This window comes from Brevibacterium sp. S111 (assembly GCF_004745075.1).
Lineage (GTDB): Bacteria > Actinomycetota > Actinomycetes > Actinomycetales > Brevibacteriaceae > Brevibacterium.
Genome location: NZ_RHFH01000001.1, coordinates 481,228 through 499,008 on the forward strand (window position 1 = coordinate 481,228; position 17,781 = coordinate 499,008).

The window sequence follows — 17,781 nt, forward strand, 5'->3', positions numbered from 1 at the left end:
CCGGCATGAACTTCCGCTATCGTTTCTCATCAGTGACTCAGACCACACGCTGGGCTCGGTCACCGACAGTGAAACGAACAGGTAACGGCTGGACGCGGGCTCTTGCGGCTCTCGTGCCGCCGGACCGAAAATGACACTCGGCGGGCGCGGACTCCGCGGCCCCGCCGAAGCTTCGACAATGCAGTCGGGAGGCAGCAGTGGACCTCGACATCCTCGATGTCACGATCTTCGACGGGCGCACGATCCGGCCCGAGAATCGCGTGAGCATCCGCGACGGCATCATCACCGAGATCGCCACGGGACCGGCACAGGTGCCGGCGGACCGGACCATCACCGCCACCGGCAGGCTCCTCACCCCCGGTTTCGTCGACGCTCACGTACACACGACCTTCGGCGGGCAGGAGTCGCTGTCCTGCGATCTCAGCAGCGCCGACGGCCTCGCCGAAACCCTCGACCTCATCCGCGGCCACATCGCCGCGACACACGCCGACTCCGCCCCTGCACACAACTGGGTCATCGGCGGCGGATGGTCGATGGCCGACTTCCCCGGAGGCGCTCCGACCGCGGACATCCTCGACGCAGTCTGCCCGGACCGGCCCGCCCTCCTGCTCAGTGCCGACCACCACTCGGCGTGGGTGAACACAGCGGCGTTGACCGTGGCCGGGATCGACGCCGCGACCGAGTCACCGGCTGGCGGCATCATCGTCGCCGATGACTACGGCACTCCGACCGGGTGTCTTCACGAATCGGCGATCGACCTCGTCTCCGCCCACGTTCCCGAGGCCACCGATGCCGAGGTCCACGCAGGCCTGCTCGCCGGGCAGAACTACCTCAATTCCCTCGGCGTCACCGCGTGGATGGACGCCATCGTCGGCGACTACGGAGGGCACCGCGACCCCTATGACGCCTATGTCCGCGCCGCCTCCTCCGAGGAACTGCACTCCGAGGTCGTCGGCAGCCTGTGGTGGCCGCGCGAGGTCACGGACATCGACGCCGAGGTGGCCGAACTCACCGCCCGGGCCCGCAGCGAGGGCCGCTTCCGCGCCACCTCGGTGAAGTTCATGCTCGACGGCATCGTCGAATCCCGCACCGCGGCGATGAACACGGAATACACGTGCACCTGCGGCGGGTTCGGCACGAGCTACTTCACCCGCGAGCACCTCGAAGCCTCATTCGCCGCCCTCGACGCGGCCGGTTTCGACATCCACTGCCACGCGATCGGCGATGCCGCGGTCAGAGCGGCCCTCGACGCCTTCGCCGCGATCGCCTCGCCCCGTGCCGAGGCCCGCCACCACATCGCCCATGTCCAGGTCGTCGATCCCGTCGACGTCCCGCGCTTCGCGCAGCTGGGGATCACCGCGAACCTGCAGGCACTGTGGGCCTGCTATGACGAGCAGATGATCGACCTCAACATCCCGGTCCTCGGCGAGGAACGCACCGGATGGCTCTACCCCTTCGGCTCCTTCGCCTCGGCCGGCACCCACTTGGCGATGGGCTCGGACTGGCCGGTGTCGACCGCGAATCCGTGGGAGGCCATCCACGTCGCCGTCAACCGGTCCCACCCCACCGCCGCGGACATCTCGCCCCTGCTGCCCGAGGAGGCCCTCGACGTGGAGACGGCGCTGCGGGCCTACACCTCCGGATCGGCCCACCTGCTGCGCTCACGGACCAATGGCGTCATCCGCCTCGGCGAGCGGGCGAACCTCGCCCTGGCGAGCGCGAACCCCTTCGATCTCCCGGCCGACGAAATCGCGCACATCACGAACGATCTGACCATCAGCAACGGCCGCCTCGTCCACGACGCCCTGTCATCGCAGACCGCGCCGCAGACATCGCAGCCGCCCGCAACGACCAGCTCCGCTTCCGCCTGAGACGAAAGGCCATCATGACCAGCACAGCCACCGCCGAAACAACGCCCGACACCGGACTCGACCACCTCGAGATCCAGGGCGTGAAGAAGGTCTTCGGCGAGAACACCGCCATCGCCCGCCTCGACCTGAGCGTCCGCCGGGGAGAGTTCCTCTCACTGCTCGGCCCCTCCGGCTGCGGCAAGACCACCCTGCTGCGGATGATCGCCGGCTTCGAGCATCCCACCAACGGCCACATCTACCTCGACGGCAAGGACATCGTCGGGCTGCCGCCGCACCGGCGCCCCGTCAACACGGTGTTCCAGTCGTATCTGCTGTTCCCGCACATGAACATCGCCGACAACATCGCCTACGGGCTCAAGCAGGCGAAGGTGCCCAAGCCCGAGATCGCTCAGCGTGTCCGCGACGTCCTCGCCCTCGTGCAGATGGAGGACTTCGCCGGGCGCAAACCCGAGCAGCTCTCCGGCGGACAGCAGCAGCGCATCGCCTTGGCCCGTGCCCTGGTCAACCGGCCCCAGGTCCTCCTCCTCGACGAACCGATGTCCGCCTTGGACCGGAAGCTGCGCGAGGAGATGCAGCTCGAACTCAAACGTCTGCACACGAAGCTCGACACGACCTTCGTCTTCGTCACCCACGACCAGGACGAGGCGCTGGCGATGAGCGACCGCATCGTCGTCATGTACGACGGTGTGATCCAGCAGATCGGTTCCGGTGAGGACATCTACGCGAACCCCCACAACGGCTTCGTCGCCGGCTTCATCGGCAAACAGAACTTCATCCCCGCCGAGGTGACCTCCACCGACGGCGGCACCGCGCAGATGGTCTCGGCCAACAGCACGGTCATGGAGACCCCGTCGCTGGACCTGCGCCCCGCTTCGGCGGCGGGGGAAGCCGGCACGCTCAGCGTCGGAGACAGGGTGCGGGCGGCCATCCGCCCCGAGCGGATGCGCGTGGCCCCGGCCGGAGAGGAGACCGGCCGACCGAACACCGCTCGCGGGAAGGTGATCTCGACGTCCTTCCTCGGCGATGTCATCCAGTACATGATCGTCGTCGGCGACAACGATGAGCTCCTCGCCCGTGTCCCCGCCGCCGGCAACGAACTCCTCGCCGCCGACGCCGAAGTCGACCTGAGCTGGGACGCCGATGCGGTCGCCGTCTACGGTTTCGAAGGCGGTGCCTGAGATGACGCGAACGATTCCCGATGTGACCTTCCTGGCTCCCCGGGCCGCCTCGGCGAGGCTGACCCGGCGAGCGCTGCTGGCCGGATTCGGAGTCGTCGGCCTCGGTGCGCTCAGTGCCTGCGGGAAGACGACGAAGATGGCGGCGTCACCGCCGACCGACGGCAAACTCGAACCGAAGCTCAACCTCTACTCTTGGGGTGACTACGACAATCCGGAACTCCTCGAAGCCTTCAAATCGCAGAACGACATCCTCGTCCAGGTCGACTCCTACGGGTCGAACGAGGAGCTCGTGGCGAAGCTGTCGACCTCACGCGGCACCTCCGGCTATGACGTGGTCGTGCCGACAGGGGCGAACATCCCGCAGATGCTCAATCACAATCTCCTCCAGGAACTCGACCTCAGTCTGATCCCGAACTTCGAGCACATGGACCCGAACTTCACGCATCAGTACTTCGACCCCGACAACAAGTACTCGATCTGCAAGGCCTGGGGCACCACGGGGTTCGTCTACAACACGAAGAAGATCGACCGGGAGCTCACGAGCTGGCAGGACTTCCTCGACACTGCACAGAAGGAAGCCGCCGGCACGACCGCGCTGCTCGAGGATCCCTGGGAGGTCGCGGCGATCGCCTTGGCAGCTTCGGGCCACAGCCTCAACACCGAAGACGAGGGCGAACTCGACAAGGCTCGCGATATCATCGTCGACCAGCTGGCCCCGAACGTGAAGGCCTATGTCGGCAGCGCCGCCACCAGCATGATCCAAGGCAGCTTCACCCTCCTGCACTCCTACAACGGCGATGCCCGGCAGGGACTGACCGAGATCAAGGATCCGGAGAACTGGAAGTTCGTATTCCCGACCCCCTCGGCGAATCTGTGGATGGACTGCTGGGCGATCGCCACCGGCGCCCCGCACCCGGATTCGGCACACGCCTTCATCAACCACATGCTGTCCCCGGACACCGCGGTCGAGCAGCTCGACTACATCGGCTACCCGATCGGCACGAAGGGGCTTGAGGAACAGGCGAAGAAGGCCGACCTCGACGAACCGGACCTCATCTTCCCCCCGCAGAAGGTCCTCGACCGTCTCGAACCCAGCAAGCAGACCCCGGCCGATCAGATCCGGACGAAGATTCTCACCGATGCCCAGGCCAGGAGTGGAGCATGAGCACGACCGCGCGACCGAAACAGCAGCCGCCCGCAGAGACACGGGAGACCGCGCCCACGAAGCAACCGCTCGCCTCACGGCTCTTCGGAGCCTCGGCGCTGTCGTTTCCCACCTGGGCCTATGTCGTCTTCTTCTTCATCATTCCCCTGGCCCTGGTGATCTTCTACAGCTTCGGATACAAACCCGATGAGTTCACCGCCATCGCCACCGACAAATTGTCCTTCGACCGCTACCCGGAGGCGATGTCGGCCAGCTTCGTATCGACGTTCTTCGCGACTCTGCGGATCTCGATCCTCGGCACGATCCTGTGTCTGCTCATCGCCCTGCCCTTCTCCTATTGGCTGGCGGTGAAGGTCTCGCCGGCCCGCAGGTCCCTGGCACTGGCTCTGGTGATGGTGCCATTCTGGACGAACTTCCTGGTCCGGACCCTCGGGTGGCAGATCATGCTCTCTCCCGACGGCTTCCTCTCGAACTGGATGCAGAGCATCGGGATGCTCGACGGGCCCCTCGACATCCTCTACACGCGCACAGCGGTGCAGATCGGTGTCGTCTACAACTATCTGCCGCTGATGATCCTGCCCCTCTTCGTGGCCATCGATGCCTCGGGCAAGAGGCTGCGGGAGGCCAGCTACGACCTCGGCGCGGGAAAGGTGAAGACCTTCATGCGCGTGACCCTGCCGATGGCGATGCCCGGCGTCGTCTCCGGCTGCCTGCTCGTGTTCATCCCCCTCAACGGTGACTATGTGACGGCCACCGTGCTCGGCGGAGCGAGCGGGTCGATGGTCGGCCAGCTCATCGCCAACCAGTTCAACACCGCCCAGAACTGGGCGGTCGGCGCGGCCATGGCGATGATCCTCATCATCTCCACCCTGGTCGTCGTCGGTGTCGGATTCGCGCTGCTCAAGCTCGGACAGACGATCACGGCCAGACTCAACAGTGTGCCGCTGCAGGATGGGAGGGCCTGAGATGCCGAAGAAGAACACATTCGCCCGCCGGACCCCGACCGATATCGGTCTGCACATCTGGGGCATCCTCGTCTTCGTCTACCTGTTCGTGCCGATCGCGGTGATCATCGCCTACTCGTTCAACAACGGCAAGGTGCTCGCGAACTTCCGCGGCTTCGGGCTGCACGCCTACATCAGCGGAATCAACAACGACATCATCATCTCCTCGATCGTCACGAGTCTTCAGGCGGCTGTGGGCACGGCGATCGTCTCGACGATCTTCGGCACCCTGGGCGGGGTGGCACTGGCACGGGCGCCGAGGGGCGCCTGGTGGGCGCTCGGCCTGACCGCCGTGCTCGGGCTGACACTGGTCACACCCGAGATCGTCGACGGCATCTCATTCCTGCCGTGGTTCGTCACCGTCGGCGTCGACTGGGGAATCACCCCGCTCAACAACGGCCTGGTCAGACTCATCATCTCCCATGCGATGTTCTCCATGGCGATCGTGACCTTCATCGTCCGGGCCCGGCTGGCCGGAATCGACACCCAGCTCGAGGATGCCGCCGCGGATCTCGGCGCCACCCCGTGGAACCGGTTCAAGGACATCACCCTGCCGATCGCGGCTCCCGGCATTCTCGCCGGGGCACTGATGTCGTTCACCGTCAGCCTCGACAACACGATCCTCTCCAGCTTCGTCCAGCAGCCCGGTTACACGCCCTGGCCGGTCTACATCTTCTCGGCCGTCCGCGTGGCCCTGCGCCCCGAGGTCGCGGCGATGTCGACGGTGATGTTCGTCCTCACCCTGGCCGCCCTGGGCTTCGTCGGCTTCGTGCTGCGCAAGGCCGGAGGCAATGCCACCGAGATCATCAAGACCATGGCCGCCTGAGACATGAGAGACCCGGACCCCGCCGAGGCGGCACCTCCGCTCGCCGAGGCGGGGTCCAGGCGCACGGCACCGCCGAACGCCTCAAGAATGCCGCAAGGCAGAAAGTGAAGTGACATGGACGTCAACGCCGCATTGGCCGACGCCTCAACCGTTCCGTTCTGGCTCGATACCGACCAGCGACCCGAGCCTCTGCCTCCTCTGGGCGAGGACATCGAAGCGGACCTCGTCATCGTCGGAGGCGGGTTCACCGGACTTTGGACCGCACTTCAGGCGAAGGAACGCGATCCCGAGCGGCACGTGGTCCTTCTCGAAGCGAACTCCATCGGGTGGGCCGCCTCCGGTCGCAACGGCGGATTCTGCGCTGCGAGCCTGACCCACGGCTATGACAACGGCGCGAATCATCTGCCCGATGAGAACGATCGCCTCGCTCAGCTGGGGCGAGAGAACCTCGACGAGATCGAGGCCGCCGTGGCCAGGTATTCGATGGACTGCGAATTCGAACGCACCGGAGAGCTCGACGTCGCGACCGAGGACTACCAGGTCGCCGACCTCCGGGAAGCCCATGATCCGGACGCGGGATTCATCTTCTACGACCAGCAGGAGCTTGCCCAGATGGTCAAGTCCCCGACCTACAAGGGTGCGCTGTGGGATTCCCGTGAAGTCGCGATGCTCAACCCGGCCAAGCTGTGCTGGGAGCTGCTGCGGGTCATCCGCGAACTCGGCGTCGAGGTCTATGAGGGCACGAAGGTCACCGCGGTCAGCGATGAGAAGTCCACCGTGCGGCTGACCACTCCGGAGGCGACCATCGCCGCCCGAAACGTGGCCTTGGCGACGAACGTCTTCCCGTCCCTGCTCAAACGGGTCAGCCTGCACACAGTTCCCGTCTACGACTACGCGCTCATGACCGAACCGCTGTCGGACGAGCAGCTGGCGGCGATCGGCTGGGACGGGCGGCAGGGAATCGGCGACTGCGCCAACCGCTTCCACTACTACCGGCTCAGCGCCGACAATCGGATCCTCTTCGGCGGCTGGGACGCCGTCTACCACTATGGGCGGCAGATCTCGTGGAAGTACGATCAGCGGCCCGAGACCTTCGAGACTCTGGCCGAGCACTTCTTCGAGACCTTCCCGCAGCTGGAGGGGCTGAAGTTCACGCACAAATGGGGCGGGGCGATCGACACCTGCTCACGCTTCTTCTCCTTCTTCACCACCGCCTACGGCAATAAGGTGGCGATGGCGGCCGGTTTCACCGGCCTCGGCGTCGGTGCCTCGCGGTTCGCCGGCACGGTCATGCTCGACCTGCTCAGCGGTGAGAGGACCGAACTGACCGAGCTCGAGATGGTCCGCAAGCTGCCGCTGCCGTTCCCTCCCGAGCCGATCGCCTGGCTGGGGATCACGATGACGACGAACGCGATGATCAAGGCCGACGAGAACGAAGGCCGACGCGGTCCGCTGCTCAAGGTCCTGGACGCCGTGGGCATGGGCTTCGACTCCTGAGCTCACCGGCGGTCTCGCTGCCGGACGGCCCGGCGGTCCTTCGACCGGACCGCGGGGCGGAGCACCGGCCATGCTTGATAGACTTTGGGCGAGCGCGGGAGGAACTCCCGAACACTTTCACAAAGGAGCAGAACACGCATGGCACGTGTCGTCGTTGAGGTGATGCCCAAACCCGAGATCCTTGACCCCCAGGGCAAGGCGATCTCCGGCGGACTGAATCGCCTCGGCTTCACCGGGTTCGGTGAGGTTCGTCAGGGCAAGAGGTTCGAACTCGAAGTCGAAGGCGAGGCCACCGAGGAAGTGCTCGCCCAGGCCCGTGAAGCCGCGGAGAAGCTCCTGTCGAACCCCGTCATCGAAAACGTCGTCGCAGTGCGCGTGGCCGAGGATGCCTCGTGACCGCTGTGGCCGATGATCCCACCCTCGCCGAGGCGGCGGCCGAGTCCGGAGCCTCCATCGGTGTCGTCACGTTCCCCGGAACGCTCGATGACCGCGACGCGGCCCGTGCCGTGCGTCTTGCGGGTGCGAACCCGGTGAACCTGTGGCATGCGGATTCGTCGCTGTCCGGTGTCGACGCCGTCATCCTGCCCGGCGGGTTCTCCTATGGTGACTACCTGCGCTGTGGCGCAATCGCCGGCTTCGCCCCGATCATGGAGTCCGTCGTGGCTGCTGCGAACGCGGGCATGCCCGTGCTCGGCATCTGCAACGGCTTCCAGATCCTCTGCGAATCCCACCTGCTGCCCGGTGCGCTCATCCGCAACGACCACCAGCATTTCATCTGCCGCGATCAGAACCTCGTGGTGGAGAACGCGAACACTGCATGGACGAGCGACTATGACCAGGGTCAGACGATCCGCATTCCGCTGAAGAACGGTGAGGGCGGATTCGTCGCCACCGACGAGGTGCTCGACGAGCTCGAGGCCACCGGCCGTGTGGTCTTCCGCTACCAGGGCTTCAACCCGAACGGTTCTCTGCGTGACATCGCGGGGATCACGAATGAAGCGGGCAATGTCGTCGGCCTCATGCCGCACCCCGAGCACGCCGTCGAAGCCGGGTTCGGTCCCGAAGACGGCAGTGGAACCGACGGTCAGGGATTCTTCTCCTCGGCCGTGCGGACGCTCATCAGCAAGGGCTGAATCTCTCACGAGGCTGGGCGCCTCACCGGGCTCTCTCGGGTATCCTCCCGGGCTCAGATCGGCCCCGGTTCCTCGACTCTGTGTCGAGGGACCGGGGCCGATCGCCTGTCTGCCGGGACCGGGGCGCGCCGTCGGACCGGGTATCGTCACCGACCCGACGGGTCACCGGTCACTGTCAGTTCAGGCTTCTGCGCCGGGCCAAGGCGATCGCCGCTCCCCCGCCGAGGATGAGCAGGCTGCCTGCCACCAGTCCGGTGAGTTCTGCACCGGTGCGCGGCATCGATGCTCCGCCGCCGGCATTGTCGGAATCTCCGCTCCCGCCCCCACCGGTCTCCGAACCGGTGACGACGAATTGCCCGTCCCGGGACGTATCGACACAGGTGGCGCGCACATTGTAGGTTCCGACGTAGTGCGCAGGATCGTCGCCGAGACCGTAGACCTGAATTCCGGCGGTGCCCTCTTCATCGGCCGCCGCCGTCTGCTCATAGAGCTTGTCCTCCATGCCTGCCGAATACACCTCGAACTGCACATCAGTGTCGGGAGCACACTCGGTGACCGTCAGTTCTACGCCTTTGTCCCGATCGATGAAGTCGGTTCCGGAGATCCGTTCAGGAGTGATCGAGAGCTTCGGGTCGATGGCGCTGCCGTCATCGGTGACGGTGAACGTCGTCTCGGCGCTCTTATCACCGCAGGTGGCCATGACGAGGAATTCGGTCGCCCATCCGCCACCTCCTTCTTCGGGAGTGAACCGGACGGATCCGGCGGCGTCCTCACCTGCCTTCTGCGTCTCCGACCAGATCTCGGTGTCGGGATCGTGCTTGGTGCTCACGCGGAAGGTGACATCGGAGTCGACGTGGCAGTTGACCAACGTGATGGTGACACCGCTGTCGAGGAAGTCGCGCAGCGACTGAGTCTTCGGAGTCACGGTGAGGTCCGCGTCGGCAGCATCGTCTGCTGTGACGGAGAACGTCGTCTCCTCGGTCGTGTCACCGCAGCTCGCGCTCACCGCGTAGTCGCCGACCAGCTCGTCTCCTCCGGCGTCCGGAATGAAGGTGGTGAAGCCGGCGGCGTCTTCCCCCGCCGCGAACTGAGTGTCTTCCCAGATGGGAGTGTCCTCTCCCTCGCGGGTGACCGTGAAGGTCACTTCTTCGTCCATGACACAGTTGCTCAGGGTGATGCCGACACCGTTCTTCTGGAAGGTGTCGAGGCCCTGAGTCTTCGGATCGACGCTGAGATCGCCATCGGAATCGTCATCGGCTGCGGTGATGGTCACGCTGCCGGTGAAGGTCTTCGACTCCTGCCCGTCCCTGTCGACCGTCACGGTGACGCTGAGGACATCGCCGACCTTCACTTCGGAGTTGCCGCGCAGCGATCCGTTGAACGTTCCATCGCTGTCGACGGTGATCGGACCGTCTTCGCCGGGCGAGGCGGTGACTCTGTCTCCGGCGGTGAGTCCGGTGATCGTATAGGGGATGGCCTCAGCCGCTTCGTCGACGGGCATCGTCTTCTGGTCGAGGGAGAAGGACGCGTCGATCGGAGTCGAATCCTCGCCTCCGCCGTCGGCACCGTCGTCGGGGTCGGCGGAGTCCTCGCCGTCGTTCGGGTCAGCTGAGTCCTCGCCCTCACCTGCATCGCTTCCGTGATCTCCCTCATCGGGATCGGTGGATTCACCGCCGCCACCGGGGTCCGTGGCGTCCTCACCATCGCCGGGATCCTCCGGTGCCGGATTCTCAGTCTCGGGAGCATCCGCAGCACCGTCTCCGGCATCACCTGCGGCATGGAGATCTGCCGATTGCGGGACCGTGTCGCTGTCTGCCTGTGCGGCCGCCGGGCTCCATCCGCCGAGGGAGAGAGCCAGGGCGAATGTCGCCGCCATTGCCAACCGTTTCATGATGGTCCTTCCAGAATGCTGACCGGCTGCCGTCGTCAGCTGTGGTACGGACCATACGCAGGTGGAGGAGAGCAGAGAACTTTAGGTCATTGTGGTCATGACAGAAGTGATAGAGCGGTATTGCCGAATATTTACCACTTCGCAACCCTGGCCCGAGCCGACCGTTTCGGTGCCCGGCGTGCGTCCGACAGACCTCGCTCTCTGACCTGCACGATCATCGCGAAACCGACCTCGTACTCGCCTGCATCGGACTTCGGAAGATTGTCTCGAATACATCGCTTTCGCCATTCCGGGCCCGAAAAACGTTATCCGGGTCAACCCATCACGTGTTCGTCGGCGACTCCGTATCCGCGATGTCAACGGCATCAGCATCGGTTTCGGCGAGCACCTCGGTGGTGAAATGCTCTTCAGCGTCCTCACCGCGGAACTGCGACATATAGAGGCGGTGGTAGGCGCCGCCGGCCGCGAGCAGCTCGTCGTGACTGCCGTGCTCGACGATCGCACCGTCTTCCATCACGAGGATGGTGTGGGCGTCGCGAATCGTCGAGAGCCTGTGCGCGATGACGAAGGAAGTCCGATCGGTTCGCAGGGCCGCCATCGCCTGCTGCACAAGCACCTCGGTACGGGTGTCGACAGAAGAGGTCGCCTCGTCGAGGATGAGCAGCGAAGGGTCGGCCAGGAAGGCTCGGGCGATGGTGATGAGCTGTCGCTCACCGGCGGAGACGCTGCCTCCGTCGGCGTCGATGACCGTGTCGTAGCCGTCGGGAAGCTGCCGGACGAATCGGTCGACCATCGTCGCCTGCGCCGCAGCGATGACTTCCTCATCGGTGGCGTCGAGACGACCGTAACGGATGTTCTCCGCGATCGTTCCTTCGAACAGCCACGCATCCTGGAGCACCATGCCCACATGCGACCGCAGATCGGCACGACTGAGCTCCCGGACATCGATGCCGTCGAGGATGATCCTGCCGCCGGTGATCTCGTAGAAGCGCATCACGAGGTTGACCAGGGTGGTCTTGCCGGCACCGGTCGGTCCCACGATCGCGACCGTGTGGCCGGGGTCCGCGGTGAAGGACACTTTCTCGATGAGCGGAGTCTGCGGGTCGTAGCGGAAGCTGACCTCGGAGAACGTGACCTTGCCTGGGGTCCGCGGAGGAAGCGTCTGTTCCACCTCATCGGGGTCCTCTTCATCGGCGTCGAGCAGTTCGAAGGTCCGCTCGGCCGACGCCACACCGGACTGGAGCATGTTCGCGACACCGGCCATCTCGGAGATGGGCTGCGAGAACTCACGAGAGTACTGGATGAAAGCGGTCGCATCACCGAGCGTCATCTGGCCTGTGGCGACCTTGAGGCCGCCGGCGACGGCGATGAGCACATAGCTGAGGTAGGACACGAACTGCATCGACGGCATGATCATGCCGGAGACGAACTGGGCTCCGGCCGACGCCGCATACAGCGATTCGTTGCGACGGTCGAACTCTTCGAGCATGACCTCGTCACGACCGAAGGCCCGAACGATGTCGAGTCCGGAGAAGGACTCTTCGACGTGCCCGTTGACCTCGCCGGTGTGCTTCCACTGCGCTTTGAACAGCTTCTGCGACCGGGTGCCGATGATCCCGGCGATGATCGCCGACAGAGGCAGGGCGATGAGCGCCAGCAGCGCGAGCTGCCAGGACACGATGAACATCATCACGCCGATGCCGATGATCGTCAGAGCCGATTGCACCAGTTGGGAGAACGCCTGCTGCAGCGCCTGTTGGATGTTGTCGACGTCGTTCGTCACTCGCGACATCACGTCTCCGCGCTGCCGAGTGTCGAAGTACCGCAGCGGCAGACGGTTGATCTTGCGTTCGATGTCCTCACGCAGTCGGTAGACCACGCGCATGACCAAAGCGTTGAGGATGTAGCCCTGCGCCCACATGAGCATCGAGGCCACGAGATACATGAGCAGGACGATGATGATGATCTGCCCGAGCGCTGTGAAGTCGATGCCTTCTCCGGGCACCACATCTGCGGTGGCGAGCATATCGGCGAAGTCGTCGCGGCCTTCGGCGCGGGCTCCGGAGATGATGTCATCGATGTTCGCGCCCGCCGGCAGCTGCGCGCCGATGATGCCGGAGTAGACGACGTCCATCGCTTTGCCGAGCACCTTGGGGGCGATGACGGTGAGGACGACGGAGCCGACGACGAGCGCGACGACGTTGATCAGCCCCATCTTCTCGCTGGCCATGAGCCCGAAGAGGCGTTTGACCGAGGGCCAGAAGTGCTTGGCCTTGCGCGGTGGGGTGCCTCCGCTCATTTCGAGTTCTTCGCCGCTGGGCATGTATTCATCGTCCGTGGACACGGCGTTTTCGGTCGAGGTGTCGTTCGTCATGTCAGTTCACCTCTTCCGCTGTCAGCTGGGATTCGACGATGGCGCGGTAGGTCGGGTTGGACTCTGCGAGTTCTTCGTGAGTGCCGCGTCCGACGATCTTGCCGGCTTCGAGGACGATGATCTGGTCGGCTTCGCGGATGGTGGACACGCGCTGGGCCACCACGATGACAGTGGCCTCTTCCGTCGATTCGGACAGTGCCGCCCGCAGTCGGGAGTCAGTGGCGACGTCGAGGGCGGAGAACGAGTCGTCGAAGACGTAGATCTGCGGTTTCACGGTCAGCGCCCGCGCGATGCACAGTCGCTGCCTTTGTCCGCCCGAGTAGTTCGTGCCGCCCTGTGCGACTCCCTGTTCGAGCTGGTCTTCCTTCTCGGACACGAAGTCGTCGGCTTGGGCGACGCGCAGGGCTTCCCACAGCTCCTCGTCGGTGGCGTCTTCGTTGCCGAAGCGCAGATTCGTCGCGATCGTGCCGGAGAACAGGTAGGGCTTCTGCGGGACGAGGCCGATCAGCCGCGCCAGCTGATGACGGTTGAAAGCGGACACGGGGATCCCGTCGATGAGGATCTCTCCGATCTGCGGGTCGATGAGCCGGGGGATGAGGTTGACGATCGTCGACTTTCCGGCTCCGGTGGAACCGATGATCGCCGTCGTGGTGCCGGGCTCCGCCGTGAAGTTCAGACCTTCGAGAACGGGCACCTCGGCGCCGGGGTAGCCGAAGGTGACATTGCGGAACTCGAGCTCGCCTCGGCGCGGGAGTTCGTCGACTCCTTCCGGAATGGTCATGGTGGTGCGGGCATCGAGGATCTCGGCGATGCGTTCGGCGCAGACGACGGCGCGAGGAATCATCATCATCATGAACACGCCCATCATCACGGCCACGAGGATCTGCAGCAGGTACTGCAGGAAAGCGGTCAGCGAACCGACTTCCATCTGACCGGCGTCGACACGGTGTCCGCCGAACCACAGCACTGCGGCGGTGGCGAGGTGGAGGATCATCATGATCGCGGGGAACATGAGCACGAAGAGGTTGCCGACCTTGACCGAGGTCTCGGTCAGGGCCCGGTTGGCGTCGGCGTAGCGGTCGGTCTCGAAGGGTTCGCGCACGAATGCACGGATGACGCGGATGCCGGTGATCTGCTCGCGCAGGACGCCGTTGATGTCGTCAACCTGGTCCTGCATGCGGCGGAACAGCGGCATGAGGAGGTAGACGAGGATCGCGACGACGACGAAGAGGACAGGCACGGCGACCCAGACGAGCCAGGACAGACCGACGTCCTCACGCAGCGCCATGATGATTCCGCCGATGCACATGATCGGGGTGGAGACCATGAAGTTCAAGGTCATGAGCACGAGCATCTGGACCTGCTGGACATCGTTGGTGTTGCGGGTGATGAGGGTCGCGGAGCCGAACTTCCCGACCTCGAGCATCGACAGCTCGTCGACCTGGCGGTAGATGGCGCGGCGGAGGTCCCGCCCGACGCCCATGCCGGTGCGCGCGCCGAAGTAGATCGCGGCGATCGCGGTGACGACTTGGACGAAGCAGACGAGCAGCATCGTCATGCCCGTCGACCAGATGAAGTCGGTGTCGCCCTTGGCCACGCCTTCATCGATGATCCGGGCGTTGAGGCTCGGCAGGTACAGCGCGGCGATGGTCGCCGCCAATTGGAGGATGACGACCAGAATGATGAACAGCCAATAGTCTTTGGCATATTTCAGGGACAGGCGGAGTAGGGCCACGTTGAACGTCCTGATTGAAGAGTGACTGACGAATGAGTCGTGAGAGATGCGAAGCGCAACAGACTATCTTACATACCTTCCCCTTTCAGCGGTAGACGGACAGGATCTCCTCTCGGTCCTGCCCCTTCCTCCAGTGCTCGTTTCTGCCTTCAGCACACCATGCGGCACTGACACGAGCGAATCACCGCGTGCCTCCTCGCTTCTCGGGCGCTCCGGCTTAGGCTGGAAATATGAGCTCAACTCTGCAGGATCTGGTCAATCGCGCCGTCTTCTACTCCACCGAGGTGCAGACGCATTTCGGTGGTCTCATCGCCGACGCCGAATGGGAAGTCGATTTCGGCGCCGACCCGCACCTGACGTTCAGCTCCTCCGAGGGTGTCGTGCTGCGTGCACGACCGCATCTGCTCGGGTCCGAATCGGGCCGGGACAAGACCTGGCTCTGGGGATGGGAGAACGTCAACGACTTCCCCGACGCCGTCGTCGGACTCTCTCACGACGTCCGCAAGTTCGGTGCCGCCGAGGAGGTCGCCGAGCTCACGACCGCAGAACTCGATCTTGATGAGGAGCTTGCGCTGCGGCTGACCCTGGCGGCGAAGGAGGCCACCGGCAGATGGACTCACTATCCGGCCGCTGCCGGTGCCGGCACGACCGTGTGGCTTCTCGTCGAAGCCGACGAGATCGTCTTGCCCGAGCCGCAGGTGAAGGTGTCCGTGCGCGCGCTCATGCAGGGTCTGACGCAGACGACGGTGAGCGATCATCGCGCAGCCATCGACGCGTACGTGGCCAAGCGCGGGATCCCCGTCCGTGAGCTGCCCGAGGGCGGTTTGCGGATGCTCTTCGCCGACGGTTCCGCTGACCTGTCCTTCGATTCCGAACGCCGTATCTCCAATTGCGATATGAATACCCCGCTGGAGGGCGAGGCCGCCGAACAGTTTGCTGCGGCCGGGCACACTTCCGCCGAAGCGGCCGCGAGCCCGACAACAGCGACCGCCGGTGGGGAAAGCGGTGGGACGGTTGCCGCGCAGCCTTCCCCAGCCGAACCGTCGACGTCGTCCGCCGAGGCGGCCCCCACCACCGCTGCGCCCGCCGACACCGGTGCTGGTTCCGCCGGAGCCGGACGCACCGAGCACCCAGGCGCCGGCCCCGGGTCGGCCGAACCGGTCCGCAACGAGCCTGCGGCCGCCTCGGCGGGGGCGGACTCCCCGATCGAGTCTTCCGTCGGCGAAGGCTCCGCGGCCGATGACTCGACCGGTTCCTGGACCGATGAGAAGCCGACAGATGTCTCCTCGCCGGAGACTCCTGCCGAGGATGCGGCAGAGGTCGAACAGCCTGCGGCGAAGGAAGACAAGCCGAAGAAGAAGGGACTGTTCTCCAAGCTCTTCGGACGCTGACTCGAGGGCGAGGGCCCGTGACGTTGCACGGGTCCTTGCGCGGAATGTGGGGCCTCCATCATGTGACTGGGCCTCAGCGATTGAGCGTCAGCGATTCACTGGTGCCTCGGGAGCCCAGCGAAAACCGCGGTCGAAGAGGAAGCGTCGTTCCTCATCGCTCTCGATTGTCAGCTCCGAGCCGTCGATGCGCAGTGAGAACGAATCGTCACCCTTCTTCTCGTAGTCGAACTCGAGGGTGCCGGACGAGTCGCGGATGAGCGTCTGAGCGCCTTTCCGGATGGGAAAGAGCTCGGCTGTGATCGAGGTGCCGTCGACGGTGTACAGGCCGTCCTGGAAGTCGCCGTCAGCGTAGCGGATGCTCAGTCGATTGCCGTTGCCGGAGTTGATCTGTCCGAAAGCGATCTGTGTGATGTCGTCTGTTGTGTGCTCGGTGCCGTCGATCTTCACCGGAGTACCGCCGGCTGCTGCCGTGTAGACGCCCGAGACCTCTTCGGAACCGGTCAGACGCCCCCAGCCGAAGCTCGCCCCGGAGGCGAGGCCGCCGCCGACGACGAGGAGCACGGCGAGGATCGGTGAGGCCCAGCGGGTGATGCGCACGAAGACTCTGTTGCGCCAGATCAGGCCGCTGACAGCCGGCCCGGTGTTCCGGCCGAGCAGGAACCTCACGACGCGGGGGACGTTGGGGACGAGGAGGATGATGCCGGCCACCGCCATTGCTCCCGACAGCTGTTTGACGGGGACGTCGAACGTCAGGTTGAGCAGGAACACGATGCTCATGTCGAGCACCGCGATGAGGGCACCGAGCCAGGCTGTACGACGGAAGAGCAGCAGGATGACGGCGATGAGTTCGGCGAGCCCGGCAAGGAGCTGCACGGTCGGGGAGAATGCCATGAATCGCCACAGCAGCCCCATCGGGCTCATCTCTCCGTACTGAACGAGTGCGTCGGCGTAGTCCGCGTATCCCATCTGAACGTGGAAGACCTTCGTCCAGGCGTAGGGCATGAGCGAGACGGCCAAGCCCATGCGCAGCAGCCAGTGGAGTGCCCAGAGCACTGCGGTCCACCGTGGACGCTCGCCGCCGGGCGCGGCTGGCTCTGAGGCGTGCTGAGCAGCGGTTCCGGTGGCGTCTGAACTGTCAGGGACGTCAGCGGCGTCCGAGGTAACCTGAGCATCCGATGGTCCGTGTGTATCAGGAGTCGTCATGGAGTCCACGTTACCGACAGCATTGCATGCTGGTATTGGGGTTTTCCAGAAAGCACGATCATGAACGCGGACCGAGTCCTGGACGGGAGTCTTCCGCGGCACCGACATCGGTCAGCAGATATCCCGGCGCCGTCACGACTCGTTCGGGGAATGCGAGGTTAGGATCGACGCATGGATCTCGCAGACATCTGGCCACCGTTCGGGCTGACGATTCGCACGGGTGATCTTGAGATGACTCCTGTGCGAGTGGGGTGTCATGATTTGAGTAGACAGCAGAACCCGATGAAAGGAAACTGCTGCACATGACTACCAACCAATCCCCGCGGCGGCCCCGCAGAGAGTTCACCTCGGAGTTCAAGGCCGACGCCGTCGCGATGGTCACCGACCTCGGGAAGTCCCGAGCCGAAGTCGCCCGCGACCTCGACATCAACGAGTCGACGCTGGGCCGGTGGGTCGCGAAGGCCACTGGCACTGAAGGAACCGGCTCCGGATCAGCTCGACGCGCTCCCGACG

The 17,781-nt window shown here is 64.8% G+C and carries 14 protein-coding genes; 10 read left to right on the forward strand and 4 right to left on the reverse strand.

Features of this window, described 5'->3' with window-relative positions; translation table 11 throughout:
* Nucleotides 1-197 precede the first annotated feature (197 nt).
* The 8 genes from EB836_RS02260 (at nucleotide 198) to purQ (ending at nucleotide 8,674) form a co-directional block, all read left to right on the forward strand.
* Nucleotides 198-1,871, forward strand: a complete 1,674-nt coding sequence (locus EB836_RS02260) for an amidohydrolase (RefSeq protein WP_135537462.1) — start codon at nucleotides 198-200, stop codon at nucleotides 1,869-1,871.
* A 14-nt stretch (nucleotides 1,872-1,885) separates the two neighbouring features.
* Entirely contained in the window at nucleotides 1,886-3,049 is a 1,164-nt protein-coding gene (locus tag EB836_RS02265; RefSeq protein WP_135537463.1) for an ABC transporter ATP-binding protein, read from the forward strand.
* A gap of 1 nt (nucleotide 3,050) precedes the next feature.
* Nucleotides 3,051-4,214 (forward strand): spermidine/putrescine ABC transporter substrate-binding protein, encoded by a 1,164-nt coding sequence (locus EB836_RS02270; RefSeq protein ID WP_135537464.1) that lies wholly within the window; start codon nucleotides 3,051-3,053, stop codon nucleotides 4,212-4,214.
* Nucleotides 4,211-5,179 carry an ABC transporter permease gene (locus EB836_RS02275; protein ID WP_135537465.1) on the forward strand — a complete coding sequence of 323 codons (969 nt, stop codon included), beginning with the start codon at nucleotides 4,211-4,213 and terminating at the stop codon, nucleotides 5,177-5,179. Before EB836_RS02270 ends, EB836_RS02275 begins: the two co-directional genes overlap by 4 nt.
* 1 nt (nucleotide 5,180) lies before the next feature.
* Nucleotides 5,181-6,044 (forward strand): ABC transporter permease, encoded by an 864-nt coding sequence (locus EB836_RS02280; RefSeq protein ID WP_135537466.1) that lies wholly within the window; start codon nucleotides 5,181-5,183, stop codon nucleotides 6,042-6,044.
* Nucleotides 6,045-6,158: 114 nt separating this feature from the next.
* Complete coding sequence (locus EB836_RS02285; protein ID WP_135537467.1) at nucleotides 6,159-7,541, forward strand: FAD-dependent oxidoreductase; 1,383 nt, start codon at nucleotides 6,159-6,161, stop codon at nucleotides 7,539-7,541.
* A gap of 138 nt (nucleotides 7,542-7,679) precedes the next feature.
* Nucleotides 7,680-7,937, forward strand: coding sequence for a phosphoribosylformylglycinamidine synthase subunit PurS (gene purS / locus EB836_RS02290; RefSeq protein ID WP_135537468.1), 258 nt, complete (start codon nucleotides 7,680-7,682; stop codon nucleotides 7,935-7,937).
* Nucleotides 7,934-8,674, forward strand: coding sequence for a phosphoribosylformylglycinamidine synthase subunit PurQ (gene purQ / locus EB836_RS02295; RefSeq protein ID WP_135537469.1), 741 nt, complete (start codon nucleotides 7,934-7,936; stop codon nucleotides 8,672-8,674). The genes purS and purQ overlap by 4 nt, the downstream gene beginning before the upstream one ends.
* A gap of 175 nt (nucleotides 8,675-8,849) precedes the next feature.
* On the opposite strand, the gene EB836_RS02300 is transcribed toward purQ, so the two are convergent.
* The 3 genes from EB836_RS02300 to EB836_RS02310 all read right to left on the reverse strand — a co-directional run bounded on the left by EB836_RS02300 (nucleotide 8,850) and on the right by EB836_RS02310 (nucleotide 14,674).
* Nucleotides 8,850-10,565, reverse strand: coding sequence for a hypothetical protein (locus EB836_RS02300; RefSeq protein ID WP_135537470.1), 1,716 nt, complete (start codon nucleotides 10,563-10,565; stop codon nucleotides 8,850-8,852).
* A gap of 322 nt (nucleotides 10,566-10,887) precedes the next feature.
* A complete protein-coding gene (locus EB836_RS02305) occupies nucleotides 10,888-12,939 on the reverse strand; it encodes an ABC transporter ATP-binding protein (RefSeq protein WP_135537471.1) in 2,052 nt (683 codons plus the stop codon).
* Nucleotide 12,940: 1 nt separating this feature from the next.
* A complete protein-coding gene (locus EB836_RS02310; RefSeq protein WP_135537472.1) occupies nucleotides 12,941-14,674 on the reverse strand; it encodes an ABC transporter ATP-binding protein in 1,734 nt (577 codons plus the stop codon).
* Nucleotides 14,675-14,904: 230 nt separating this feature from the next.
* Here EB836_RS02310 and EB836_RS02315 point away from each other — a divergent pair, with 230 nt between their 5' ends.
* A complete protein-coding gene (locus EB836_RS02315) occupies nucleotides 14,905-16,065 on the forward strand; it encodes a DUF6882 domain-containing protein (protein WP_135537473.1) in 1,161 nt (386 codons plus the stop codon).
* Between the two features lie 87 nt (nucleotides 16,066-16,152).
* On the opposite strand, the gene EB836_RS02320 is transcribed toward EB836_RS02315, so the two are convergent.
* Nucleotides 16,153-17,268: a DoxX family protein gene (locus EB836_RS02320; protein WP_240689545.1), complete on the reverse strand. Its 1,116-nt coding sequence runs from the start codon at nucleotides 17,266-17,268 to the stop codon at nucleotides 16,153-16,155.
* 302 nt (nucleotides 17,269-17,570) lie between these two features.
* Here EB836_RS02320 and EB836_RS02325 point away from each other — a divergent pair.
* A partial coding sequence (locus EB836_RS02325) for a transposase (protein ID WP_167854317.1) occupies nucleotides 17,571-17,781 on the forward strand: 211 nt, incomplete at its 3' end.

Coding starts and splice junctions, on each gene's coding strand:
- EB836_RS02265 (WP_135537463.1), top strand. CDS start 1,886: ATGACCAGCACAGCCACCGCCGAAACAACGCCCGACACCGGACTCGAC.
- EB836_RS02270 (WP_135537464.1), top strand. CDS start 3,051: ATGACGCGAACGATTCCCGATGTGACCTTCCTGGCTCCCCGGGCCGCC.
- EB836_RS02275 (WP_135537465.1), top strand. CDS start 4,211: ATGAGCACGACCGCGCGACCGAAACAGCAGCCGCCCGCAGAGACACGG.
- EB836_RS02280 (WP_135537466.1), top strand. CDS start 5,181: ATGCCGAAGAAGAACACATTCGCCCGCCGGACCCCGACCGATATCGGT.
- EB836_RS02285 (WP_135537467.1), top strand. CDS start 6,159: ATGGACGTCAACGCCGCATTGGCCGACGCCTCAACCGTTCCGTTCTGG.
- purS (WP_135537468.1), top strand. CDS start 7,680: ATGGCACGTGTCGTCGTTGAGGTGATGCCCAAACCCGAGATCCTTGAC.
- EB836_RS02300 (WP_135537470.1), bottom strand. CDS start 10,565: ATGAAACGGTTGGCAATGGCGGCGACATTCGCCCTGGCTCTCTCCCTC.
- EB836_RS02305 (WP_135537471.1), bottom strand. CDS start 12,939: ATGACGAACGACACCTCGACCGAAAACGCCGTGTCCACGGACGATGAA.
- EB836_RS02315 (WP_135537473.1), top strand. CDS start 14,905: ATGAGCTCAACTCTGCAGGATCTGGTCAATCGCGCCGTCTTCTACTCC.
- EB836_RS02320 (WP_240689545.1), bottom strand. CDS start 17,268: ATGACGACTCCTGATACACACGGACCATCGGATGCTCAGGTTACCTCG.